Origin of the sequence: Luteibacter sp. ME-Dv--P-043b (genome assembly GCF_030209605.1) — a bacterium.
Taxonomy (GTDB): domain Bacteria; phylum Pseudomonadota; class Gammaproteobacteria; order Xanthomonadales; family Rhodanobacteraceae; genus Luteibacter.
Genome location: NZ_JARVRT010000007.1, coordinates 179,855 through 202,833, shown reverse-complemented (window position 1 = coordinate 202,833; position 22,979 = coordinate 179,855). Strand labels below are relative to the sequence as shown.

Sequence of the window (22,979 nt, the reverse complement as noted above, 5' to 3'; positions counted from 1 at the left end):
TTCCCCCATGGTGTCCTCCCCCCTCGTCATCCTCGCGCACATCGCGCATCCCGCCGTCCTCGACGGCTTCCTCCCCGCCGCGCACCGCCTCGGCCTGCGCGTGGTCATCGCCACGGACCGGCGGCTGGACCATCTCGAGCGCCTGAGCGCGACCGACACACCTGTGGAGGTCGTGGCCTGCGACGTCTTCAATCCGCTGGCCGTGATCGACGCCTTGCGCAATGAAGGCATCCGGCCGGCGGCGGTGTTCTCTAATAGCGACCACCTGCAGACCGCCACCGCGCTGGTGGCGGCGGAATTCGGCGTGCCGTGCAAGGACTGGCGCGTGTGCTACGCGGCGAAGAACAAGGCCGCCATGCGCGAGCGGTTGCGCGAACGCGGCTTGCCGTGTCCCTGGTTCCACATGCTGGCGCCGGGCGAACAGCCACCGGCGGACACGCCGTATCCGGTGATCGCGAAGCCGCGCGAAGGTGTCGCCAGCCTGGATGTCCGCCTGTGTGCCTCTGCCGAGGATTTGCTGGCGTACCTGGAGGCTTTCCGCCGCCAGGGGCCGGAGCGTGCGGTGTTGCTGGAAGCCTTCATCGAGGGCCCGCTGTTCACGCTGGAGACCTTGGGTGACGGGCATCGCGTGCAGGCCATCGGTGGCTTCGACGTCACGTTGTCGCCGCCGCCTGATTTCATCGAGCGCGAGGCGCACTGGAACGGGCCGCATGGCGTGGCCTGCCGCGAGCAGGCGCTGGCCCAGGTGATCGCCTTCGGCGTCGGCTTCGGGGTGTGCCATAGCGAGTTCGTCGCCACGCCGAAGGGTCCCGTGCTGATCGAGATCAACTACCGCAGCATCGGCGACGGCCGGGAGTTCATGCTCGATGCATTGCAGCCGGACGGCTGGTTCGAGCGGATACTGCGCCTGCACCTGGGTCATCCGCTGGAAGATGCGGTGCCCAGCGAGCGCCGCGCGATGGTGCGCTATTACGTGGCCACGGAGGAGGGCACGCTATCCGCCTCGCCGACCGATCGGGAGGAAGCCGGTGACGGTGCGCACGGGGTGTTCCGCGCCCTGCGCAAGACCGGCGACGAGATCCGCCTCACCCGTTCCAACAAGGATTACTTGGGCGCGCTGAGCCTGGTGGCCGATAACGACGACGATCTGGCCCGCGCCTTGTCGCGTATCGAGTCCGGCCTGCGCTGGCACATCGCTCCGATGGAGTCGCACGGATGAGCGGCCTTGTGCACATGACGGACGAGGCGTACATCGTGCGCCGGATCATCGATACCTGCCTGCGGGAGGACGTGCGCGGCATCGCCGGTCGCGGCGCGTTTGCGCAACCATCCGCAGCCGTCCGCTCGCACTGGAGCGGCGCGTCGCCCCAGGGGTGGTGGCGGATCGATCACCTGCCGGCCGGCGTGATCTGGTTGCCGGCGGCCCAGTACGACGCGATGCAGGATGTGCGCGCCGATGCGTCGCGCTGGTTGCGCGACGACGGCACGGGCGTGGTGGAAGAGGGTGGGGCGGCTTGCTGGCTGGCGCACCTGTCGGACGGGCTGGACGAGGAAACCGTGGCCCTGCACCGTGCGTATGCCGACGAGGCGGCCTGTGCCGTCGCCCATCGCGGCTTGGCGCGCGAGGCGTTCGAGCGCGATGCCGCGGTGCTGGCCCACGCACTGGACCACCCGACGTGGGACGAACGCCTGCTGGCCTGCGATCGCCTGGCCAGCTTCCGCGATCATCCCTTCTATCCGACCGCCCGGGCCAAGTCCGGCTTCGACGGTGACGACCTGCGCCGTTATGCGCCGGAATACGATCCGTCGTTCGCCTTGCGCTGGCTGGCCGTGCCGGTGGCGCTCGTGACCATGACCACGCCGCCGCCGGGCTTCTGGCCGTCGATGGCGGACGTGGGCCTGCCGTCCGCGCTGCATGCCACGCACGCGCTGCTGCCGGTCCATCCGCTCACGTGGTCGCGCCTGGGCGAGGGCGGCGAGGCCGAGGGACTGGCGTTGCCGCACGGGTCTCATCGCGCGCCGCACGCGTGGTTGACCGTGCGGCCGACGCTGTCCGTACGCACCGTGGTGCCGGTCGATCATCCGCGCGAGCACCTCAAGCTGCCCCTGCTGATGCGGACGCTGGGGGCGCTCAACCTGCGTCTCATCAAGCCGTCCACGTTGTACGACGGGCACTGGTTCGAGCGGGTGCTGCGCCGCGTGGCCGAGGTGGACGACGCGCTGCGCGACCGTTACGTGCACGTGGACGAATCGCACGGCGGCCATGTGGACGAAGCGCGCCATCTGTCCTGGCTGGTGCGCCGCTACCCCGCCCTGGACGACGCCACCCTCGTTCCCGTCGCGGCGCTGTGCGCCACGCTGCCCGACGGGCGCGCCATGGCGATGCACCTGGCGGATCGGTGGTACGACGGTGATGTCCTGGCCTGGTGGACGGCGTATGCCGGGCTGCTGTGCGACGTGCACCTGCGCCTGTGGCTGGTGCACGGCATCGCGCTGGAATCCAACCAGCAGAACGCCGTGCTGATCCACGAAGCGGGCCATCCGCTGCGTCTGCTGATGAAGGACAACGATGCCGCGCGCGTCCTGTTGCCGCGCCTGCGCGGCACGCTGGGCGATCTGGAGGCGTACGGGCCGCTGCGCGATGCGCGCATCGCCGTGGACGACGATGCGGCGCTCGCACGGATGTTCTGCACGATTACGCTGCAACTGTGCCTGGTCGCGGTGATCGAAGGGCTGGCGGAACAGCGCGCCGATCTTCGCGATGCGATGTATGTGGTGTTGCGCGACGCGCTGGAACACATGCTGCGTGTGCTGTCGGGCGAGGGCGTCGATATCGCGCCGGCACGCCGCCTGCTCGATGCGCCACGCCTGCCGGTGAAGTACCTGCTCAGCGCGGGCAGCCTGCTCAGCAAGGCGGCCAGCGGCGCGGCGGATATCAACAAGTTCTACGGCGAGAGCGGGCCCAACTTCATGCGGGATACGCGTGACGACAGGCTTGCCGGTGCGTTCGTCGCGCAGGGTGCGGGTTGATGCGCATCCTCGGCCCGGTGCTGTTCGCGCACTATCTCGCGGCATTCACGGCACTGGGCATGCCGTTGTTCATGCCGCGGGTACTGGGTGTGCTGGCTCCCGGCGCACCGACCTGGCTGGTGGGCACACTGTACGTCCTGCCCACGGTCTGCACCGCGCTGACCGCCACGGCGTGGGGGCGCTGGGCGGACCGGCACGGCCGCCGGCTGTCCTTGCTGCGCGCGCAGGCGGGGCTGGCCGTCGGTTTCCTCATCGCCGGCTTCGCGCCCAACCTTCCGGTGTTTGTCGTGGCGCTGGTCATCCAGGGCACGTTCGGGGGCTCGCTGGCTGCAGCCAATGCGTATCTGGCGACGCAGTCGAAGGCCGGCACGCTGTCGCGCGCGCTGGACTGGACGCAGTATTCCGCACGACTGGCCATGGTGACCGCACCGATCCTGCTCGGCCTGGCCACGCGCACGGGGCTGACCCACGAGCTGTACGGCTACCTGGCCGTGCTGCCGTGCCTCGCGCTGCTGGTCACCTCGCGCCTGCCGCGCGATGTGCCACGCGTTGTGGCGTCCACGAAAGCCGCTGCATCTACGCCGCCGGCGCCAGCCATCACCGGCATGCCTCATGCCGGGGACATCTCGCCCACATCGGTCCTCGCGGGCCTGCTCGCCATCCAGTTCCTGTTCTGCTTCGCGATGGTGGTCACGTTCCCGTATTTCCTGCCGTACAGCGAGCACCTCGGCGTACGCGACGACGGCGTGGCGGGCTGGTTCTACAGCCTGCCGCACCTGGTCTACCTGGTCGCCATGCCCTGGCTGCGGCGGATGGGCACCTCGCCGTTGACCCTGCTGGCGGGGCTGGCCGTGCTCGCGCTCGCGTGCGTCGGGCATGCCGTGCTCACCGTGGACACCTGGCTGCCGGTCATGCGCCTGGCCTACGGCGCCGGCATGCTGCTTTCCTTCGTCGGGCTGAACCGCGCCATGGCGGCGCAGTCGCACGAGCGCGGCGCGGGCACGTTGTTCGGCCGTTTCGACGCCACCGGCAAGTGGGCCGGTGCGCTGGGTGGCGTGGTCGCCGGTTCGCTGGTGGCGCGCTACGGCCTGGCGATGCCCTTCGTGGCTGCCGCGATCACCGCCGGCGTGGCCTGGTTGCTCGCCGTCGCCGTCTATCTTCCCGCCACACGGAGAAACGTCCATGTCCCCCCACGTCATGCGTGACCAGTGGTACGACGCGCTGGCCCAGTCCCAGGCCATCGCGTGCTGGCTCAACTGCTACCTGCGTGAGTTCGCCTTGCCCGCGGGCGAGGTGGATATCGATACGTCCCATGCAGACGATCCCGTGGCGCTCGGCCACGCAGGCGGCCAATGCCTGCGCATCCGGTTTCCCGAAGCCGGTTACGCCATCGCCGTGCGTACAGGTCGCATGAGCCGGCTCGGTCGTTGCGATTACGTGTCGGCGCCGTATCTCAAGCGTCCCGGTGAGCCCTGGCGCTGCGCGGATGCCACCAGCCTGGTGCACTTCCTGCTCGAGCGCGTGGCACCCGCGGTCGGCTTCAACGCCGAACTGCTGGCGCAGAGCGTCAACAGCGTGGACATCACGCGGCGCCTGCTGGCCCGCGGGCTGGACAAGGTGGCCAGCGGCGATAGCCTGCTGGATGCGGAGCAGGCCATGATCTGGGGCCATGCCATGCACCCGACCCCGAAAAGCCGCGAAGGCGTACCCGTCGAGGACGTGCTGGCCTGTTCGCCCGAGGCAGGCACGCGGTTTCCGTTGTACTGGTTCCGTGTCGATGCGGGCCTGCGCAAGCGCTACGGGATCGACGTGGACGCGACGCTGCTGCGCGCCGCGGGCGGCGAGGCGCTGTATCCCTGCCATCCCTGGGAGGTGGAACGGGTGCTCGCCAACCCGGCGTTCCAGGCCGCACGCGCGCAGGGGCTGATCGAGCCGGTGGGCGAGCGTGGTTTGGCGTTGGGTCCCACCTCGTCGGTGCGCACCATGTACCACGCGGACCTCGACTACTTCCTCAAGCTGTCCATCCATGTCCGCCTGACCAACTGCGTGCGCAAGAACGCGTGGTACGAACTGGAGAGTGCGGTGGCGCTGACCCGGCTGCTGGCGCCGGTATGGGCCGACGTGCGCCGGCGCGTGCGCGGTTTCGATGTCCTCACCGAACCCGCCGCCACGACGCTGGATTTCGGTGCGGCCAGCGAGGATGCCGACGCCGTGCGTGAACTCACCGAGAGCTTCGGCATGCTCTACCGCGACACGCTGGACGGCGCCACGCGCACGCGGTATCGCCCGGCCGTGGCGGGTGCGCTGTTCGCCACCGACCGTCACGGCGAGCGGCCGTGCGAAGCCATGGTGCGCGAGCATGCCGAACGGGCCGGCCTGCACTACGCCGCGGCCGCTGAGCGCTGGTTCGACAGCTATGCCGCGCTGCTTCTGGATGGTGTGTGGCTGGCGTTCTTCGACCACGGCGTGGTGCTCGAACCCCACCTGCAGAACACGGTGCTCGGTTTCGAGAATGGCCTGCCCACGCGCGTCTGGGTGCGTGACCTGGAAGGCACCAAGCTCAGCGACGATGCCTGGGCCGGGCCGCGCCTGGCGGACATGTCGCCGCGTGCCCGCGATTCGCTGCTCTATCCGCGTGACCTGGGTTGGAAGCGCGTGGCCTATTGCGCGCTCATCAACAATCTCGGCGAGGCTATCTTCCATATCGCGTCCGGCGCGGGTGCCGGTGCCGCGTTCGATCAACTGGAGCAACGCCTGTGGCAGGTGGTCGGCGGTATCGCCCGACGCTGGGGGCAGCGTTTCGGCGCGGAGTCGTTGCTGGACGCGCTGGTCGACGGTGCCGACCTGCCGAGCAAGAACAACCTGCGTACCCGCCTGTTCCGCCGCGCGGATCGCGAGTCGGATTACACCGCGCTGCCCAGCCCGCTCATCGATCGGGCTATCCCGCGGGCTGCGGCATGAGCCTGGCGCCCGATCCGACCCGGGCCATGAAGGCCCTGCACCGGCTGCGTGCGGACGCGGACCAGCCGGTGTGTGCCTACGTGTACGACCTGGATGCATTGCGTCGTCATGCCGAGTGGATGATGTCGCTGTTGCCAGCGCGTTGCGAGGTGTTCTACGCCGCGAAGGCCAACGCCGAGCCGCCGGTGTTGCGGACGCTTCGCCCCATCGTCCACGGCTTCGAGGCGGCCTCCGGCGGCGAACTGCGCTGGCTGCACGAGCACGAGCCCGGCAGCCGCTTGCTGTTCGGCGGCCCGGGCAAGCTGGACGAGGAACTGGCACTGGCCGTGTCGCTGCCCGACTGCGCCATCCATGTGGAAAGCGTGGGTGAACTGACCCGGCTTGCGGCGATCGCCGAGCGGGCGGAGCGCCGCGTGCCGGTCTTCCTGCGCATGAACATCGCCTTGCCCGCGCTGGGCAGCACGCGGCTGATGATGGGCGGCCGGCCTTCGCCGTTCGGGCTGGACGAGGACGCGTTGCCCGATGCGCTGGCGTGCCTGCGGGCATCGCCGTGGCTGGCGTTGCAGGGCTTCCACTTCCACCTGATGTCGCATCAGCCCGATGTCGATACGCATCTGGCCCTGGTGGATGCCTGCCTGGCCGCGGTGGCACGTTGGAGGCAGGCCTACGGTGTGGAAACGACGGTAGTCAACGTCGGCGGCGGCTTCGGTGTGGACTATGCGGAACCATCACGTTCGTTCGATTGGGCCCGCTTCTGCGCCGGCCTGGACGAGCGTCTTGCGCGGTATCCGGCGATGACACTGCGGTTCGAGCCGGGGCGCTATGTCAGCGTCGCATGTGGGTTCTACGCGATGGAGGTGCTGGATATCAAGCGCAACCATGGCCGCTGGTTCGCCATCGCACGCGGCGGCACGCATCACTTCCGCACGCCCGCGGCGCAGGGACACGACCATCCGTTCGTGACGGTGCGACGCGGCGGTGCGCCCGTGGTCGCCGACGAGGAGGTCACCCTCGTCGGCCAGCTGTGCACGCCCAAGGACGTGCTGGCCCGCGACCAGCGCCTCGCGACGCTGGCCCCCGGCGACTGGCTGGTGTTTACACTCGCCGGCGCGTACGCGTGGAACATCTCGCACCAGCATTTCCTGATGCATCCCCCACCGACGATGCTCTTCGTGTAACCGCCCATGGATCGGGCGCATCCGACCATGGCCTTCGTGCACCCACCCATGCTCTTCCTGCACCCACGCATGGTCTTCGTGCACGCATGGTCTTTGTGTAGGAGCCCACGATGTGGGCGAACCCTCAGCCTACGTGCAGCGAATGAAGCCATGCGCCGCATCCGTGCCAGCGTTTCCATGTGTTGAACGAAGCGGCTTTTAAAGCGCCTTAAAGCCGCGTTAGGGGAGTCTAAAGACGCTCGCTTGTGCATGCGGGCGGCGTCTTTCGCTGTAGCTACGTTGAGGGTTCGCCCACATCGTGGGCTCCTACACCATACAAAAACGGCCCTTGCGGGCCGTTGTCGTTCTGCAATGAACGGCCCCCGTGGGGGCCGTTGTCGTTCGCGCTCAGCTGTCGTCGCGCCAGCGGCGGAACCAGATGGCGCCGGCGATCATGACTACACCGGCGATCGCACCGATCCAGGCGGACGGATTGGCCAGGGCGCTGTAGTGGTAGGCCAGGTCCATGCTGTTGAGCAGGGCCGCCGGGTTGTCGTGGCCGGTGACCACCAGCGTGGAGGACTTGGTGACCCAGCCACCCGGGGCCAGGCTGCCCAGCAGGCGTCCCACGATGTTCTTCCAGAACCAGCCGCTTTCCATGCCGGCGGCACCCATCAGGTTGAACCACGACACGATGACGCCGGCGCCGAGGGGCAGGGCGATCGCCCAGAGGAACGGTTTGCTGCGGGCCCAGGCGGAGCAGAGCAGCAGCCAGCCGATGGTCGGCAGGGCCCAGATGGCGTAGAGCGGGATGAGCAGCACCATCTTCAGCACCACGCCCACCGGATGCGCTTCCATCAGCAGCCGCCAGACGCTCAGGCCGTGGACCTGACCGACGATGGCCACCACCAGGGCGAGGCATAAGCCGACGATGACACCGACCACGATCGCGATCACCGGGGCGAGCACCGCGGCACTGGCTACCTTGGACAGCACGGTGGAGGTGTCCGACACCGGCAGCGACTTCCAGAACAGGATGCTGCGATCGCGACGATCGTCGTACAGCGCACCCAGGCAGTAGAAGAAGATCACGATGGCGGCCACCGCCAGGATGATGCCGGCCACGGCGTAGAGCATGATGTCGATGGCGGCGCCGGCGTTGCGCAGATCCTCGAGGCTCATGCCGCCCTGCAGGTGCATGTCGTCGAAGTGGAAGCCACCCATGCGGCCGTTGTTGCCGAACATCTCGCCAACGGCGATGCCCATGAGGTTGATCGCGAGGAAGACGATGCCGGAGATCACGGGGGCCCAGAAGAACCCGCCCTTGTGTTCCCAGAACTCGCGCTTGACCAGCCAGTAGAAGGTTTTCATACGTAGGTGCCCTTCATGGTGGCGACGAAAAGGTCGCCGATCGACGGACGTCGTACCTCACCCAGCTGTTCCAGCCGCGCTCGATCCACGTTGTCGAAGAGGAAGATGCTCTTGCCGAACACCTGGCGCTCGTCCAGCGGCCCCAGTTCCCGGGCGGCCTGCGCGTGCTCCGCGCCGACCAGCACCTCGGCGAAGCGCTCGCCCAGGCTGTCCATGTCGGTGTCCAGCACGATCTTGCCGTCGCGGATGAACATCAGGTCGGTGAGGATGTGTTCGATCTCCTCCACCTGGTGGGTGGTCACCACGATGGTTTTCTGCTCGTCGAAATAGTCTTCCAGCAGGGTCTGGTAGAACTGCTTGCGGTAGAGGATGTCCAGGCCCAGCGTGGGCTCGTCCAGGATCAGCAGCTTCGCGTCGATCGACATGACCAGGGCGAGGTGCAGCTGCACGATCATGCCCTTGGACATCTGCTTGACCTTCTGTCCCGGCTGCAGCTTGGTGCGGGCGAGGAAGGCGTCGCATTTGGCGCGATCGAAGCGGGGGTGCGTGTTGGCCACGAAGTCGATGGCGTCGCGCACCTTCAGCCAGCGTGGCAGCACCGCCACATCCGCGATGAAGCACACCTGTTCCATCAGTTTGCCGCGCTCGCGGCGGGGATCCATGCCCAGGACGTCCAGCTGCCCTTCGAAGGTGGTGAGGCCGAGGATGGCTTTCAGCGCGGTGGTCTTGCCGGCGCCGTTGGGACCGATGAGGCCGACGATGCGGCCCGGACCGATCTGGAACGAGGCGCCGTCCAGGGCCAGCGACGACTTGAAGCGCTTGGTGAGGCCGGTGGCGGTAACGACCGCGGTCATGATGGATCCTCCGTGGAGCCGTGGGCTTCACGCATCAGGGTTTTAATGTCGAGCCCCATGCGCTGGAGGCGGGCGAACAAGGCCGGCCATTCCTCGCGCAGGAAGCGCTCCCTTTCACTTTTCAGCAGCGCGTCGCGCGCCCCATCGATCACGAACATGCCAAGACCCCTCCGTTTCTCAACCAGTTGTTCGTCGACCAGCTCCTGGTACGCCTTGGACACGGTCAGCGGGTTGATCTGAAAATCCCCCGCGACCTGGCGTACCGACGGCAGCGGATCGCCCTCGTTCAAGGCGCCATCCAGGATCATCGCCACCACGCGTTCGCGGAGCTGGCGGTAGATCGGGATGCTGTCGTTCCAGGTGATGGACATGTAATTCATTCCTTCGCCGTGCGGCGCAATGCATTTCCAAACGAATAGTAGGGCATGGCCATCTGTGCGCCGATCAGTGCGGCGGCACGATCCTCCGCGCTGCGACGAAGGGTGGCAGCTGCCGAGTCCAGGTTGGCTTCGCTGCCCAGGGCCGCCTCGCGCACATCGGCGGCGGTGGGGCGGACGTTCAGGGCAGGCAGGTCGACGACGCGGACGCCGTTGACGAAGGCGGGCACGCTGGCCAGGGCGGCAACACGGTCGTCGAAGGAGCGCAGGGCGAACACGCTGGTTCCGGCGATGAGGACAGAGACGGTCAGTGCGATGAGGTTCGGCGCTTTCATGGGACGACTCCGAGGACGTGCTGCCGGCGTGGCGCCGTGCAGGTGTAGTTGTGGTTGTGGTTAGAGGGAAGCGACGACGGGGGCGGCGTCGGCGTAGACGACGATCGGGGCCAGGTTGGTGACTTTGCTGCCGTTGATGACCGAGACCGGGGCGGCGGAGGTGGAGGTGCTGCTGAAGACGGCCAGGCTGGCGACGGCGAGGGCGACGGATGCGGCGACAGCGACGAGGTTCGGGGTTTTCATGGTGTTGCTCCTGCGGTGATGTGGGTGACCGGTGTTGTAGTGAACTATAACACCAGATTTTTAGTCGTCAAGCGGAATCGTTCGGGATTCTTCTATGACTTGTGGCCTAGGCCGTGCCGCGCTGTGCTGGTGAGGTGGGCGGCGGGCACACGGTCTGATGCGGGTTCGGGGGATAGGGTTTAAGGCGGGGCTGTGTGAGTGCGATCGGGCAGGGTGTCGCGGGGGGATTTCGCGCACGTGCGTGCGCTCCTACGCGGCGGTGGAGCGGCCAGGTGAGCGCGGCGGCGGAGAGGCCGGGCGAGGCGGGGATGCGGGGAGGCGAGAAGGCGAGAAGGCGAGAAGGCGAGAAGGCGAGAAGGCGAGAAGGCGGGACGAGGCGGCTGGATGTGGAAGCGGCCGGCCCTGGGAGGGGCCGGCCGCGAGGGCGATCGGTGTGCGGGGCGCCCTGCGGGGGCGCGGGGGTGGCTTAGAGTTCGGCGCGGAACTCGATGCCGACGACGCGCGGATCGTTGACGAAGGCGGTGCGGTTGTTGAAGTCGATGCCGCCGGTGATCACCTTCTTGTTGGTGATGTTGCGGCCGTAGAGCGCGACCTCGCGCTTGCCGAAGTCCCAGTTGTAGCCGACGCGGATGCCGCCTTCGAGGAAGGGCTTGCTCTTGAACTCCGCCGAGTCGTACAGGAAGAAGTTCACCTCGCTGCGGTAGTTCCAGTCGGTGTAGACGAAGAACTCGCCGCTTTCGCCATAGGGGATGCCGTAACGCGCGGTCCAGGTGCCGATCCACTTCGGCGCGTTGGGCAGCGTGTTGCCGTCGATAAGCGCGTTGCCGGCGAGGTTCAGCGGATCGAGCACGGTGCAGCCGCCGCCGCACGGGGCGATGGCCAGGTTGCGGTCCTTCAGCTCGGTGTGGTTATAGCTGCCGCCGGCGGTCATGTAGAACTGCGGGGTGAGGTAGGCCTCCAGGTCGAACTCGGCGCCGTAGCCTTCGGTCTTCTTCGCGTTGATCAGCTGCGTGACGTTGGTGGCACCCCCCACGGCGGTCAGCTGCTGGTTGTGCATGTTGTACTTGTAGATGTCCGCGTTGAAACGCAGCTTCTGGTCGTCCGTGGTCGACTTGAAGCCCACTTCGTACGAGGTGATCGTCTCCGGCTTCGCGGTGGAGATGCTGTTGGCGAAGTTGATCCGACCCTGCACGCTGGGCGCGCGGAAACCGTTGGCCACGCGTGCATAGACGTTGGCGTTCTTGGTCAGCTGCCAGGTGCCGGTCAGGTCGCCGCTCCAGCGCGAGTCGGTGGGGTCGGAGGTGAGCGGACCGACCGGGCCGGTGAAGCCCAGGAAACGCTCGGCACTGAACTCGCGCTTGTCGTGCGACCAGCGCGCGCCGGCACGCACGTCGAAGCTGTCGGTCACGTTGTAATCGGCCGAGCCGAACACCGCCCATGCCTTCGTGCGCTGGCTCTGGTCCACCCAACCGTTGAGCACGTGATTGTTCAGCGTGTCGTAGGAGAAATTGCTGATCGCGATGTCTTCGTCGAAGTAATAGGTGCCCACCTGCCACTTCAGCCGGTCCGACGTGTCGTTGGACAGGCGGAATTCCTGGGTGATCTGGCGATCCTTCGGCAGTGCGTCGGCGGTCTCGGAGGGGAACGGCGTGACGCGGTTGGTGGCGCTGGCGCGTGCCGGCGTGCCGGACGCGTCGTAACCGCCGTCGACATCGCCCAGGCTGTAGGTCGTGGCGCGCTCAAGGCCCGTGATCGAGGCGAAGTTGAGGTCGCCGAAGTGCCAGTTCAGGTGCAGGTTGCTGCCCCAGGTGAACAGGTGCTGCTTGTTGTCGCCATCCTGCGACACCGAATCGCGATCGAAGCCCGGCACGAACTGATTGCTGCCCAGGGTGATGGCGTTGGCGCGGTTGACCATCGCGCTGCCGTCCAGCCAGCGGCCGTGCACGTTGATGAGGGCGTCGAAGTCCTCCGTGGCCTTGTACAGGGCCTGCAGGCGGATGGCGCGGTCGTTGTAGCCGCCCAGGTCGTCCTTCTTGCCGGTGTAGTCGTTGTCGATCCAGCCGTCGCGGTGCTGGGCCACGGCGGACACGCGGCCGGACCAGCTGGAGCTCAGCTTGCCGCCCAGCGCGGCCTCGGCGTTGGCGGTGCCGTAGGAGCCGTATGAGACGCGCGCATAGCCCTCGGTTTCCTGCGTCGGCTTGCGCGATTCGAACTTGATCACGCCGGCCGGCGAGTTGCGGCCGAACAGCGTGCCCTGCGGACCGCGCAGCACTTCCACCTGCTCCAGGTCGAACAGCGGGAAGCCTTTCAGGATGGGGTTTTCCTGCACGATGTCGTCGTAGACCATCGACACGGGCTGCGAGGCGTTGAGGTCGAAATCGCTGTTGCCCAGGCCGCGGATGTAGAAGCGCGGGAACTCGCGGCCGTAGGACGTCTCGGCATACACGCTGGGCGCACGCGAGGCGAGTTGCAGCACGCCGTCGCCGGCCTGGCCGAAGGCCTCCAGCTTCTCGGCGGTCACAACCGTCATCGAGATCGGCACCTTCTGCAGGTCTTCCGTGCGCTTTTCGGCGGTGACGCTGATCGTCTGCAGCGTGGCGGTCTTGCCCGGCGAACCTGCCGGCGGTGCCGTCGGTGCCGTGTCCTGGGCGAAGGCCGGAACGGCGCCGAGGGAGGCGGCGATGGACAGGGCAATGACGAGACGTCGCGGCGTGCGCGTGCTTGCGAAGGACATGGTTTGGGTTCCGCCTGGGTGTACCTGGGATGGAAGTGCCTCGCCGAATCCGTCGAGCCGATCCCCTGGCGAGGGCGCGTCGCCGCGAATTATCCCTTGTTACGTCCGCATGACGAAAGTGTTGCAGTGCAGAAATCCATCCATTCGCAAGAAATCGCGCCGTGTCACGGAAGTGAAACCTGCCACCGATACCTTGCCGCCCGTCGAGCGTGAAAACGACGTTGGCAGCATGAAGCGTCTTTATCGGCGACGTTTGAGCATTTTCTCAAGACTTTCGGAGCGGTGGCATGAAGAGACTTCCCCTGGCAGCGGCTTTCTGGACCCTGTGCGGTACCGCGGCTGCCGAAGGTGTGCCCGAGGCCGCCATCGAGTTGTACGTAGACACCGCGACGCGGCAGATTTTTGCCGAACCGGGTCCCGGGCGGACGCGACTGGGCAAGTTCGCCCAGGTGCAGGAGGGTACGTCCACGGCCCCGGGCGGGACGACGGCCGGCGCCGTCGCGGCTTCGGGCACCGGCGTGCCGTCGACGTCGACATCGACGCAAGTGGCGTCGGCAGGTGGCCCGACCGGAGCGGCATCGGCCACGGGCCACACGAAAGCGCCTTCGTCCGCGAAGGCCTGGTACGACCGCATCGGCATCCGTGGCTACGTGCAGATGCGCTACAACCAGGAGCTCGGCGACGACGCGAAGGACCTGAAGTCACCCGGCGACCGTTACATCGGGCGTGAGCAGGGTTTCGGTATCCGTCGCGCCCGCGTGGTCATCAGCGGCGATGTCACCGACCGGATGTCGATCTACATCCAGCCCGACCTTGCCAGCACGCCGTCGGGTTCGAGCACCGGCAACTTCGCCCAGCTGCGCGATGCCTACGCGGATCTGTGGCTCGACAAGGACAAGACCTTCCGCATCCGCGCGGGCCAGTCGAAGATCCCCTACGGCTGGGAAGACCTGCAATCGAGCCAGAACCGCCTCGCCCTGGATCGCGCCGATGCGCTCAACTCCGGCGTCCGCGACGAGCGAGACCTGGGCGTGTTCTTCTACTGGACACCGAAAGAGATCAAGGAACGCTACGCCTACCTCGTGAAATCCGGCCTCAAGGGGTCGGGCGACTACGGCGTGTTCGGCGTCGGCGTGTACAACGGCCAGGGTGCCAATCGCCCGGATCGCAACGACCAGCTGCATTCGGTCATCCACGTGTCCTACCCGTTCAAGTTCGCCAACGGCCAGTTCCTCGAAGTGGGTGCGGATGCCTACACCGGCCGCTACAAGGTGAGCACCGCCGCGGCGACGATCGACGGTCGCACGTTCACGCCGTCGGTGGATGCACCGGTGGCGGGGTCCACCGATCGTCGTGTCGCCGCGCACGTCGTGTACTACCCGCAGCCGTTCGGCTTCCAGGCGGAATGGACGGTGGGCAAGGGACCGGAACTGGATGTCGCGCGGCGCACCGTGCGCACGAAGTCGCTGCGTGGCGGTTATGCGCAGGTGATGTACAAGTTCGACGGGGACGCGTATGGCTCGCTGATGCCGTACGTGAAGTGGCAGACCTATCGCGGCGCGGCCAAGTTCGACACCAACGCGCCGAGGATGTCGGTGGACGAGACCGAGGCCGGCGTCGAGTGGCAGCCGTCCAGCGCCGTGGAGTTGGCCGTGGCCTGGGCCAACATGCGCCGCACCGATGTCACGGCCGCTCCGTATCCGCGCATCGACGGGCAGTTGTTGCGGGTGCAGTTGCAGGTGAATTATTAGGCGGTAGGGGCGTGGAATCGCCCACATCGTGGGCTCCTGCCTGATCGCCGGACCTGGGGGGATCGCCCACATCGTGGGCTCCTACAAACGATGCGACGTGGCATGCGGTTGTAGGAGCCCACGATGTGGGCGATTTCTAACGCGGGCAATTCCTCATTTCTTCGTCTGCGAACGCTCCCGCGCCGCCTTGAATTCGCTCCCGTCCTTCCATTCCGGCCACAGGTCGCTGTCCGCCAGCTTCTCACCCAGCGCATAGAACGCCTTGACGTTCTGGATCACGCCATCGAAGTTCCAGCGCATGTCGTAGACGTCGGTGGGCTGGTGGTAGCGGTGGGCGTTGTAGTCCTCCGCGGCAGCCTTACCGGCGGCCTTGCCGCCCTGGACCATGTCGATGCCGCCGCCGGCGGCCAGTGCCGGCACGCCGGCCTTGGCGAAGTTGAAGTGGTCGGAGCGGAAGTAGTGACCCTTCTCCGGCGTGTCGTCGCCGCTGATCACGCGGCCGTCGGCTTTCAGCACGTCGGCGAACAGGTCTTCCAGCGTGCCCCGGCCCAGGCCCGTCACTTCCATGTCCTTCGTGGGCCCGGTGATCGGCAGCGCATCCATGTTGATGTCGGCCACCGTCTTCGCCAGCGGGAAGGGCGGGTGCGCGACGTAATACTGCGAGCCGAGCAGGCCGGATTCCTCCATGGTCACCGCGGCGAACACCACGCTGCGCTTCGGCTTGTCCTGGGCGAACTTGCCCGCGATCTCCAGAAGGGCGGCCACGCCCGTGCCGTTGTCGATCGCGCCGTTGTAGATGGCGTGCCCGGGCAGCGCGGGGTCGTGGCCCAGGTGGTCCCAGTGCGCGGTGTAGACGATCGCCTCGCCGGGGGTGTCGGTGCCCTTCACCATGCCGATCACGTTGTTGCTCAGCGAGTGCGCGATGGTGCTGTCCAGGTGGATCGACGCCTTCGCCTCCAGCGGTACCGCCTTGAAGCCGCGTACGTCGGCCTGGTGGGCCAGGTCGTCGAAGTTCTTTCCGGCCTTGGCAAACAGGCGCTGCGCCGCCTCGTGGGTCAGCCAGCCCGCCACCGGCAGGCGCGGGGCGGGCGACTCGTCCTCGGGCAGGTCAAGGCGCGGCATGGTCCAGCTGCTCTGCACCACGTTCCAGCCGTAGGCGGCCGGCTCGGTCTGGTGGACGATGAACGCCGCGGCGGCGCCCTGGCGGGCGGCTTCCTCGAACTTGTACGTCCAGCGGCCGTAGTAGGTCATCTCGCGACCCTTGAACAGTTTCGGATCGTTGGCGTTCCAGCCCGGGTCGTTGACCAGGATGATGACCGTCTTGCCCTTGACGTCCACGCCGTCGAAGTCGTTCCACTGGGCCTCGGGAGCGTCCACGCCGTAGCCGACGAAGACGATGTCGGAGTCTTTGAGGTCCACGTCGGATTTGGCTTGCAGGGTGCCGGCGACCATGTCCTTGCCGAAGGCGAAGGCTTCCTTGCCACCACCCTCGGCGATGTCCAGGGTCAGGGTGTCCTGATGGTTCAGCGTGGTGGACACGGCCGGCACGGTCTGCAGCCAGTCACCCTTGTTGCCCGGTTCCAGGCCCATCCGCTTGAACTGGCTGACGATGTAGTTGGTGGTCAGCCGCTCGCCCAGCGTGCCCGGCTTGCGCCCGTCGTACTCGTCTGATGACAGCGTGCGCAAGTGGGAGGCGAAATCGCCCGCCGTGATCTCGGGGCTGAACTCATGGTGTTCGTTGGCCACCGCCGGCAGCGGGGGCGGCGGCGACGTGGTGGCGCGAGCTGGCGCCGCCGGAGGCGTCGCGGCGGCCTTGTCCTCGTCGTGGGAGTGGCAGGCGGCCAGGGTGAGGGCGGTCAGGCAGGCAAGCGCGAGTCGACGCATCGTCGGGTATCCCCGGGTAGCGGAAGGTGGCCCCCGAGTGTAGCCGCATCCCCGGGCCTGTCGTCCCGGCGCCTACGTGGTCATAATGGAACGTTTGCCGTCACGGAAACCTCCTCATGCGCATCGGCATCGATTTCGGTACCAGTTATTCGGCCGCCGCCGCGGTGGTCGACGGCCAGCTCGAGCTGGTCCGCTTCGGCGACGCCCAGCAGTTCCGCACGGCGGTGTTCTTTCCCGAGGTGGTGCCGAACGTCGACGACTTCGTGCTGACGCCCCTGCTCGAAGTGCAGGTGGACGCCTTCGTGCGGGCCACCCGTGCCGACGAGCGCCAGGCCGGCCGCACGCCGCGCTCGGACCGCGACCTGCGCCGCGATGCGATCCGCGTGGTGCGCCGGCAGTGGATGGAGGAGCGCACGCGCGAGGCGTCCGCGTCGGTCGCCAGCTTCCAGGACGCCTTGTTCGGCGAGGAAGCGGTGGAGGCCTATCTGGAAGAGGGTTCGGGCAACCTGATCGAGTCGCCCAAGTCGATGTTCGGCTACAAGCTGGACCCGCGCGTGCGCAAGACCATCGTCAGCATCGCGGCGCATATCCTCGAGCACGTGCGGCTGGTGGCGACCCGTCAGTTCGGCACGCCCGTGCGCGAGGCGGTGATCGGCCGGCCGGTGGAGTTTCGCAGCTCGATGGGCCCGGCCGGCGGCGACCAGGCCCTGTCGATCCTGCGCGAGGCGGCCGGCATCGCCGGTTTCGACGCGGTGGATTTCCTGGAGGAGCCGGCCGCGGCGGCCATGCACTACCACCTCTCCCTCGGCGAGCGGCAGCGCGCGATCATCGTCGATATCGGCGGCGGCACCACGGACGTGGCCTACGCGGAGCTTGGGGCAGGGCGGACACCGATCATGCATCGCAGCTGGGGCCTGCCCCGGGGCGGCACGGACCTGGACGTGGGCGTGAGCCTGCACAGCTTCATGCCCCTGTTCGGCAAGGACATCACGGGCGTGCCCGTGCACCATTTCGTGGAAGCCGCCAGCGTCCACAACCTGCCCAAGCAGCGCGAATTCCGCAAGCAGGACTACCGGTTCGTGGACGAACCGTTCCGGTCGCGCCTCCAGGCGCTGCAGGGCACCGGTTCGACCACGCGGCTGAACCAGTCCGCGGAGCGGGTCAAGATCGGTCTGTCGATGCAGGACGCGACCACCGCTTCACTGGATTTTATCGAGGCAGGTCTGCAGATCCACGCCGTTTCGGCGGATTTCGACGCCGCGTCGGAAGACTTCCTCGACCGCATGGCGCGGTTGCTTCGCGATGCCGGCGCGGATCTGGACGAGGCACCCGCGAGCGTCTTCCTGACCGGCGGTACGTCGCGCTCGCCGCAGGTACGCGCACGGGTCGGCGCCAGCTTTCCGGGGGTGCCCGTCGTGCATGGCGATCCGTCGCTCGGCGTGGTCGCGGGCCTGGCTCAAGCGGCGCTTTTGCCAATTTCATCAAAAGCTTGAGCGGTCGTTATGCCGATTCGGCAAATTCACACTTCACTGGCATTTTTTGCCTTACATGAGTAGTTATATGTCCTGACATCGTCATCCCCGGTATGGGTGAGCACGGGTCGAGGGGGATTCGGCGGGTGGGCAAAGTGCCTGCCCCTGGAACGTGGGGGTTGAACAGATGACTAAGAAAAATCACCCGGGAGAGCCGACATGAGTCGTCTCACGGATGCACAGGGGCTTGAAGATTACGACCTTGTCACGCTCGGCGCCGCGCTGGGCGTGTGCGATGTCGACCTGCTGACGTTGAGCCCGGCGCGCCCTCGCGCCGCGCTGTCCACGAAGACCCATGACGGGGTCACCTATGTCACGGCGCACATCGATTTCGACGTGCGCGGGGCACTGACCGTGCCCGAAGACGCCTGCATGCTGGTGTACCTGCACGAGGCCGGCGAGCGCAGCTGGTGCCAGGGCATCAGCGTGGAATCGGAAATGGCGGTGACGCTGCTGCGTGGCACACCCACCGATTTCATGTTCGAGCGCGGTACCCGGTTCACCCTGGTGGTGGCGCCGTATGCCCGCTTCCGCTCGCGGTTCCTGGCGTCCGACCATGCCGACGTGGACATGGCCGCCCAGCGCTTGAGGCTTTTCTCAGTTACCTCGGATCATCTGAAGCGGGCCTACCGGCAGATTGCGGAACGCGTGCGCGAGCCGGTCGATACCGCGTTCGGCCCCGTGGAAGACCTGCTCGACGAGCACATCCGCGTGGCCCTGGGCTCGTCCTCGGAAGACCGTCCGGTGGCCTCGCGCGGTCGCCGTGCGCACTACCAGGTGATGCGCCGCGCGGAACGCTTCATGCGGGCCAACCTGCGCCGGGACATCTACTCCCAGGAGTTGTGCCAGGCCGCCGGCGCCAGCGAGCGCGGCCTGCGCTACGCCTTCGACGACCTGCTGGGCATCCCGCCCAACCGTTACCTGGCCATGCTGCGCCTGTGCACCGCGCATCGCAGCCTGGTCACGGCCGAAGCCGGGCGCCGTTCGGTCAAGTCGGTGGCGCTCAGCTGCGGCATGTGGGACCTCTCGCGGTTTGCGGAGAAATACCGCAGCGTCTTCGGCGAGCAACCGCGTGAGACGCTCACCCGCAGTGCACCGGCGGAAGAGCTCACTGCGGCCGAGGAATACGACGGCTGGTAGGGGCGCCACCGGCTGCCAGGAAGGCTTCCTGCCCATTTCGGGTTGCCTTCCTGACGGCGTAGCGGTATTGGTAAGGGCGTCCTTACCTTGCCTCCCATGCCGAAACGACTCGATATACGGCTCATCGCTCCCTCGGGATATGCGGAAGACCGCGCTGCCGGCCAGCGTGGGATCGAACGTCTCCAGGCCGCCGGCCACACCATTCTGGGCACCGACGTGCTCGACCGGGTCTGCCTGCGCTTCGCCGGCAGCGACACCGCACGCGCCGATGAAATCAACCGCCTCGCCGAGCCCGGCCGCCCCCTGCCGGACATCGTCATGGCCACCTGCGGTGGCTATGGGGCGATCGCGCTGCTGGACCGGCTCGACTACGCCGGACTGGCCGCGCGCTTTGCCGACGCGTCCTGCGCGCTGGTAGGCCACGGCGATTTCACCGTCGTGCAATGCGCCTTGCTGGCGCGCAGCGGGATCGGCTCGTTCCACGGGCCGATGCTGCTGCATGATTTCGGTGCGCCCTACCTGCGCGAAAGCACCTGGCGCGAGTTCTGGCAGACCGTGCTGGCGCCGCGGGCGGATTTCACCTGGAGCTGCCCGGACAGCCAGACCGACCTGCGGGCCAGCGGCGTGCTCTGGGGCGGCAACCTGTCGTCGCTGTGCAGCCTCACCGGCACCGGCTACCTGCCCGATATCGACGGCGGCATCCTCTACATCGAGGAAAGCGGCGAGCAGGCCTATCGCATCGAGAGGATGCTCTACGAGCTGAAGCTGGCCGGCGTCATCGATCGCCAGTCGGCCATCCTGATCGGCAGCCTCGGCGGCCACCGGGTAAGCGAATACGATAACGGCTACGACATGGAACACGCGCTGGATCGCTTCGCCGCCGTGTCCGAGGCACCGCTGGTGCGCGGGCTCCGGTTCGGCCATGGGCCGGACAAGGTCACCTTGCCCTTCGGCGCGAGCGCCGAACTGCGTGTCGTCGATGGTGAAGCCACGCTCTCCGCCCGCGATTACCGCTACGCGGGCGAAGATACGCGGGAAGGCGAGGCCTAGGACAACGCGGTGACCTGGGTGGCGCCGATCACGCCGATGAAGACGACGGACAGCATCCAGAACCGCGTGGGGTCGCGCCACACGCACACGCCCAGGCAGACCAGTCCCAGCACGCAGGACACGATGCCGGCAGCCGTGAGGCCCACCGCGACCAGTGACGGATCGCCGCCGCCGGAGGCGATCAGCATCGGGCGGAAGATGGCATACCAGGCAAGCACCAGGCAGGCGCCGCCGACGATGCCGAGCAGCCAGTTGGCGGGATGGTGTTTCGGCAGCATGTTGATGCCGAGGAAGATCGCGAGAACGGCGACAGCGAAAACGACGAGCAACAAGGCCATGCAGTAACCCCTTTGTCTTTGTCGTGGCCGGCGATCCCCATCGCCAGGCCGTTTCCCGAGCATGGCCCATTCCCACGCGCAGGTCATGCTGCGGCGCAGGAGGGGCGTTTCGTCGGCCCAGCGGCCGTTTCGTCGGATTCGTCTTCGGCACGTGGCGTGCGCGTCGTATGCTCGCCCCACTTTCAGGACGGGGTACGCACGATGGGAAAGCGCATGAGCATCCGGTTTCTCGGTCGCATCGTGATGGCGTGGATCGCTGCGCTTTGCGTGCTGGAGGTGGTGTGGAGCAACGTGGGCTGGCACGACGACCTGCCGCTGCTGTTCTCCCTCGCGTGGTTCGTCGGCTTGTTGATCGCTCTGGGGCGCGGCGTCACGCATCTGTACCGTGTGCGTACCATCGCCGGACGGCTGGATACCGAGACGCTGTCCAATCGCCAGCGACGCCGTGTCGAGGTGCCTTACGCAGCCGATGAAGCTTACGAGATCGTCGAAAGCGTGGTGCGCGATCTGCTGCATGTCCACGATGTGTCGGCCACACGTGCCGGGCTGAGGGTACGGGCGATCATTCGCGAGCCCGATCACGAGCGGCCGCGCTTCCGTGGCCGCCGGCTTCCGCGGCTTCCGTTCGACCTGAATACGCGAATCACCGCCACCGTGACACCGGTCGATGGATCGTGCAGCGTCATGTTCGTGTGCGAGCCGGATGCGGGTGCCTGGACGGACTGGTTCAATCCCGACGGCGGCGCGTCGCTGGAATATGCGGAAACCCTGGTGCGTTCCACCACCCAGCGGCTGGCGGAACGACGCAACCGCGAGCGGGCCGACGTGCGCCAGACGACCATGGAGAAGGAGCTGACCGCGGCGCAACTCGGGCTGCTGCAGGCGCAGGTGGAACCGCATTTCCTCTACAACACGCTGGCCAGTGCACAGGAGCTGGTACGCACCGATCCGGCCCGTGCCGATCGCATGCTCGGTCACCTCATCGATTACCTGCGCCGCTCGCTGCCACGCACCGACGGCTCGCTGTCCACGGTAGGCCAGGAGCTTGAACGGTCCACCGCTTGGCTGGAGATCATGAAGCTGCGCATGGGCGAGCGCCTCCTCGTGCATGTGGACGTGGCAGACGACCTGCGGGATACGCCGATGCCGTCGATGATGTTGCAGACCCTGGTCGAGAACGCGATCAAGCATGGCCTCGAACCGAAGCCCGGTGGTGGCGGCATCTGGATTCGTGCCGGCGTCGACGGCGCGTCGCTGGTGCTTACGGTGGCCGACGACGGCCTGGGCTTCCGCAGCGAAGGGGCCGGCACGGGCATCGGCCTGCGCAACCTGCGCGAACGCCTGCGGCTGACCTATGGCGCCGCCGCCAGCTTCGCCATCGGCAACAATTTTCCCAACGGTGTGGCAGCGACCCTCACGCTGCCGGTGAAAGGAGCGTTCGATCATGCCTAAGTGCATCGTCGCCGAGGACGAGAAACTGCTTGCCACCGCGTTGCAGCGCGAACTGGCCGCGGCCTGGCCGGAACTGGAGGTGGTGGCGGTGTGCGAGGACGGCGGCGAGGCCCTGGAGGCCATCGCCACGCATCGCCCGGACGTGGCCTTCCTCGATATCCGCATGCCCGGCCTGACCGGCATGGAGGTGGCCGCGGCGGCCGCCGATGCCAGCCCCGCGACGCTGGTGGTGTTCGTTACGGCCTACGACCAGTACGCCGTGGATGCGTTCGAACGCGGCGCGGTGGACTACCTGCTCAAGCCGGTGGTCGGCCAGCGACTGGCGCAGACCGTGGCCCGGCTGCGCAGCCGGCTGGCGGACGATGCGGAAAGACATGCCCGCCGCACCGGCGACGTGGCTCGCGACCTGATCGCGCGCTTCGACGAACCCGCGGCCGAACCGTTGACCTGGATCACCGCCGGTGCGGGCAAGGCCACGCGCCTGATCCTGGTGGACGACGTGATCTATTTCCGCGCCGACAACAAGTACACGCTGCTGGCCACGGCCGAGGGCGACGCGCTGGTGTCGCGTCCCATCCGCGACCTGCTGCGCCAGCTGGACTCGCGCACGTTCCGGCAGATCCACCGGTCCACCATCGTCAACCTGCGCCAGGTGGCTTCCGTGGAACGCGACGACAGCGGCAAGGGCTGCCTTCGCCTGCGCGGGCGACCGGAAACCCTCAGTGTCAGTCAGCCGTTCATGGCCATCTTCCGGGCCATGTGACCCAAGG

At 67.3% G+C, this 22,979-nt stretch carries 19 protein-coding genes; 11 read left to right on the top strand and 8 right to left on the bottom strand.

The window, feature by feature from the left end; all coding sequences use genetic code 11:
• The first annotated feature begins 7 nt into the window (after nucleotides 1-7).
• Genes QRN34_RS04895 through QRN34_RS04875 form a run of 5 tightly spaced genes read left to right on the top strand, consistent with a single transcriptional unit; the run spans nucleotide 8 to nucleotide 7,169 of the window.
• On the top strand, nucleotides 8-1,219 hold the full coding sequence (locus tag QRN34_RS04895; RefSeq protein WP_285402510.1) for an ATP-grasp domain-containing protein: 1,212 nt from the start codon (nucleotides 8-10) through the stop codon (nucleotides 1,217-1,219).
• The gene (locus tag QRN34_RS04890) at nucleotides 1,216-3,030 is read left to right on the top strand and encodes an IucA/IucC family protein (RefSeq protein WP_285402508.1); all 1,815 of its coding nucleotides are present in this window, start codon (nucleotides 1,216-1,218) and stop codon (nucleotides 3,028-3,030) included. Before QRN34_RS04895 ends, QRN34_RS04890 begins: the two co-directional genes overlap by 4 nt.
• The gene (locus QRN34_RS04885) at nucleotides 3,027-4,235 is read left to right on the top strand and encodes an MFS transporter (protein ID WP_285402506.1); all 1,209 of its coding nucleotides are present in this window, start codon (nucleotides 3,027-3,029) and stop codon (nucleotides 4,233-4,235) included. The genes QRN34_RS04890 and QRN34_RS04885 overlap by 4 nt, the downstream gene beginning before the upstream one ends.
• Nucleotides 4,213-5,991 carry an IucA/IucC family protein gene (locus QRN34_RS04880; protein WP_285402505.1) on the top strand — a complete coding sequence of 593 codons (1,779 nt, stop codon included), beginning with the start codon at nucleotides 4,213-4,215 and terminating at the stop codon, nucleotides 5,989-5,991. The genes QRN34_RS04885 and QRN34_RS04880 overlap by 23 nt, the downstream gene beginning before the upstream one ends.
• The gene (locus QRN34_RS04875; RefSeq protein WP_285402503.1) at nucleotides 5,988-7,169 is read left to right on the top strand and encodes a type III PLP-dependent enzyme; all 1,182 of its coding nucleotides are present in this window, start codon (nucleotides 5,988-5,990) and stop codon (nucleotides 7,167-7,169) included. Before QRN34_RS04880 ends, QRN34_RS04875 begins: the two co-directional genes overlap by 4 nt.
• A gap of 387 nt (nucleotides 7,170-7,556) precedes the next feature.
• Here QRN34_RS04875 and QRN34_RS04870 read toward each other — a convergent pair whose 3' ends face one another.
• From QRN34_RS04870 to QRN34_RS04845, 6 genes are all read right to left on the bottom strand, one after another.
• Nucleotides 7,557-8,519, bottom strand: coding sequence for an ABC-2 transporter permease (locus QRN34_RS04870; RefSeq protein ID WP_285402501.1), 963 nt, complete (start codon nucleotides 8,517-8,519; stop codon nucleotides 7,557-7,559).
• On the bottom strand, nucleotides 8,516-9,373 hold the full coding sequence (locus QRN34_RS04865) for an ABC transporter ATP-binding protein (protein ID WP_036142350.1): 858 nt from the start codon (nucleotides 9,371-9,373) through the stop codon (nucleotides 8,516-8,518). Before QRN34_RS04865 ends, QRN34_RS04870 begins: the two co-directional genes overlap by 4 nt.
• Nucleotides 9,370-9,744: a GntR family transcriptional regulator gene (locus QRN34_RS04860; protein WP_036142347.1), complete on the bottom strand. Its 375-nt coding sequence runs from the start codon at nucleotides 9,742-9,744 to the stop codon at nucleotides 9,370-9,372. Before QRN34_RS04860 ends, QRN34_RS04865 begins: the two co-directional genes overlap by 4 nt.
• Before the next feature lie 5 nt (nucleotides 9,745-9,749).
• The gene (locus QRN34_RS04855; RefSeq protein WP_285402498.1) at nucleotides 9,750-10,085 is read right to left on the bottom strand and encodes a hypothetical protein; all 336 of its coding nucleotides are present in this window, start codon (nucleotides 10,083-10,085) and stop codon (nucleotides 9,750-9,752) included.
• 60 nt (nucleotides 10,086-10,145) lie between these two features.
• Nucleotides 10,146-10,328 carry a hypothetical protein gene (locus tag QRN34_RS04850; protein ID WP_285402496.1) on the bottom strand — a complete coding sequence of 61 codons (183 nt, stop codon included), beginning with the start codon at nucleotides 10,326-10,328 and terminating at the stop codon, nucleotides 10,146-10,148.
• A 466-nt stretch (nucleotides 10,329-10,794) separates the two neighbouring features.
• Nucleotides 10,795-13,062: a TonB-dependent receptor gene (locus QRN34_RS04845; protein WP_285402494.1), complete on the bottom strand. Its 2,268-nt coding sequence runs from the start codon at nucleotides 13,060-13,062 to the stop codon at nucleotides 10,795-10,797.
• A gap of 287 nt (nucleotides 13,063-13,349) precedes the next feature.
• Here QRN34_RS04845 and QRN34_RS04840 point away from each other — a divergent pair, with 287 nt between their 5' ends.
• Nucleotides 13,350-14,813, top strand: a complete 1,464-nt coding sequence (locus tag QRN34_RS04840; protein ID WP_345782889.1) for a porin — start codon at nucleotides 13,350-13,352, stop codon at nucleotides 14,811-14,813.
• Between the two features lie 153 nt (nucleotides 14,814-14,966).
• Here QRN34_RS04840 and QRN34_RS04835 read toward each other — a convergent pair whose 3' ends face one another.
• On the bottom strand, nucleotides 14,967-16,697 hold the full coding sequence (locus QRN34_RS04835; protein ID WP_285402493.1) for a M28 family metallopeptidase: 1,731 nt from the start codon (nucleotides 16,695-16,697) through the stop codon (nucleotides 14,967-14,969).
• 116 nt (nucleotides 16,698-16,813) lie between these two features.
• Between QRN34_RS04835 and QRN34_RS04830 the strand changes: the two genes are divergently transcribed.
• The 3 genes from QRN34_RS04830 (at nucleotide 16,814) to QRN34_RS04820 (ending at nucleotide 20,419) form a co-directional block, all read left to right on the top strand.
• Nucleotides 16,814-18,190, top strand: a complete 1,377-nt coding sequence (locus QRN34_RS04830) for an Hsp70 family protein (protein ID WP_285402491.1) — start codon at nucleotides 16,814-16,816, stop codon at nucleotides 18,188-18,190.
• Nucleotides 18,191-18,388: 198 nt separating this feature from the next.
• Nucleotides 18,389-19,369, top strand: a complete 981-nt coding sequence (locus QRN34_RS04825) for a helix-turn-helix domain-containing protein (protein WP_036142334.1) — start codon at nucleotides 18,389-18,391, stop codon at nucleotides 19,367-19,369.
• A gap of 96 nt (nucleotides 19,370-19,465) precedes the next feature.
• The gene (locus QRN34_RS04820) at nucleotides 19,466-20,419 is read left to right on the top strand and encodes an LD-carboxypeptidase (RefSeq protein ID WP_285402489.1); all 954 of its coding nucleotides are present in this window, start codon (nucleotides 19,466-19,468) and stop codon (nucleotides 20,417-20,419) included.
• On the opposite strand, the gene QRN34_RS04815 is transcribed toward QRN34_RS04820, so the two are convergent.
• Nucleotides 20,416-20,757 (bottom strand): hypothetical protein, encoded by a 342-nt coding sequence (locus QRN34_RS04815; RefSeq protein ID WP_036142332.1) that lies wholly within the window; start codon nucleotides 20,755-20,757, stop codon nucleotides 20,416-20,418. The genes QRN34_RS04820 and QRN34_RS04815 overlap by 4 nt on opposite strands.
• A 213-nt stretch (nucleotides 20,758-20,970) precedes the next feature.
• On the opposite strand from QRN34_RS04815, the gene QRN34_RS04810 reads away from it, so the two are divergent.
• Both QRN34_RS04810 and QRN34_RS04805 read left to right on the top strand, forming a co-directional pair.
• Nucleotides 20,971-22,209, top strand: a complete 1,239-nt coding sequence (locus tag QRN34_RS04810) for a histidine kinase (protein ID WP_285402486.1) — start codon at nucleotides 20,971-20,973, stop codon at nucleotides 22,207-22,209.
• Nucleotides 22,202-22,972: a LytTR family DNA-binding domain-containing protein gene (locus QRN34_RS04805; RefSeq protein WP_285402484.1), complete on the top strand. Its 771-nt coding sequence runs from the start codon at nucleotides 22,202-22,204 to the stop codon at nucleotides 22,970-22,972. The genes QRN34_RS04810 and QRN34_RS04805 overlap by 8 nt, the downstream gene beginning before the upstream one ends.
• Nucleotides 22,973-22,979 lie beyond the last annotated feature (7 nt).

Bases quoted from the DNA above. Each gene is read 5' to 3' on its own strand.
- QRN34_RS04815 (WP_036142332.1), bottom strand. From the start codon at position 20,757: ATGGCCTTGTTGCTCGTCGTTTTCGCTGTCGCCGTTCTCGCGATCTTC.
- QRN34_RS04870 (WP_285402501.1), bottom strand. From the start codon at position 8,519: ATGAAAACCTTCTACTGGCTGGTCAAGCGCGAGTTCTGGGAACACAAG.
- QRN34_RS04860 (WP_036142347.1), bottom strand. From the start codon at position 9,744: ATGTCCATCACCTGGAACGACAGCATCCCGATCTACCGCCAGCTCCGC.
- QRN34_RS04895 (WP_285402510.1), top strand. From the start codon at position 8: ATGGTGTCCTCCCCCCTCGTCATCCTCGCGCACATCGCGCATCCCGCC.
- QRN34_RS04825 (WP_036142334.1), top strand. From the start codon at position 18,389: ATGAGTCGTCTCACGGATGCACAGGGGCTTGAAGATTACGACCTTGTC.
- QRN34_RS04845 (WP_285402494.1), bottom strand. From the start codon at position 13,062: ATGTCCTTCGCAAGCACGCGCACGCCGCGACGTCTCGTCATTGCCCTG.
- QRN34_RS04850 (WP_285402496.1), bottom strand. From the start codon at position 10,328: ATGAAAACCCCGAACCTCGTCGCTGTCGCCGCATCCGTCGCCCTCGCC.
- QRN34_RS04875 (WP_285402503.1), top strand. From the start codon at position 5,988: ATGAGCCTGGCGCCCGATCCGACCCGGGCCATGAAGGCCCTGCACCGG.
- QRN34_RS04835 (WP_285402493.1), bottom strand. From the start codon at position 16,697: ATGCGTCGACTCGCGCTTGCCTGCCTGACCGCCCTCACCCTGGCCGCC.
- QRN34_RS04830 (WP_285402491.1), top strand. From the start codon at position 16,814: ATGCGCATCGGCATCGATTTCGGTACCAGTTATTCGGCCGCCGCCGCG.
- QRN34_RS04865 (WP_036142350.1), bottom strand. From the start codon at position 9,373: ATGACCGCGGTCGTTACCGCCACCGGCCTCACCAAGCGCTTCAAGTCG.
- QRN34_RS04840 (WP_345782889.1), top strand. From the start codon at position 13,350: ATGAAGAGACTTCCCCTGGCAGCGGCTTTCTGGACCCTGTGCGGTACC.
- QRN34_RS04820 (WP_285402489.1), top strand. From the start codon at position 19,466: ATGCCGAAACGACTCGATATACGGCTCATCGCTCCCTCGGGATATGCG.
- QRN34_RS04890 (WP_285402508.1), top strand. From the start codon at position 1,216: ATGAGCGGCCTTGTGCACATGACGGACGAGGCGTACATCGTGCGCCGG.
- QRN34_RS04805 (WP_285402484.1), top strand. From the start codon at position 22,202: ATGCCTAAGTGCATCGTCGCCGAGGACGAGAAACTGCTTGCCACCGCG.
- QRN34_RS04810 (WP_285402486.1), top strand. From the start codon at position 20,971: ATGAGCATCCGGTTTCTCGGTCGCATCGTGATGGCGTGGATCGCTGCG.
- QRN34_RS04880 (WP_285402505.1), top strand. From the start codon at position 4,213: ATGTCCCCCCACGTCATGCGTGACCAGTGGTACGACGCGCTGGCCCAG.
- QRN34_RS04855 (WP_285402498.1), bottom strand. From the start codon at position 10,085: ATGAAAGCGCCGAACCTCATCGCACTGACCGTCTCTGTCCTCATCGCC.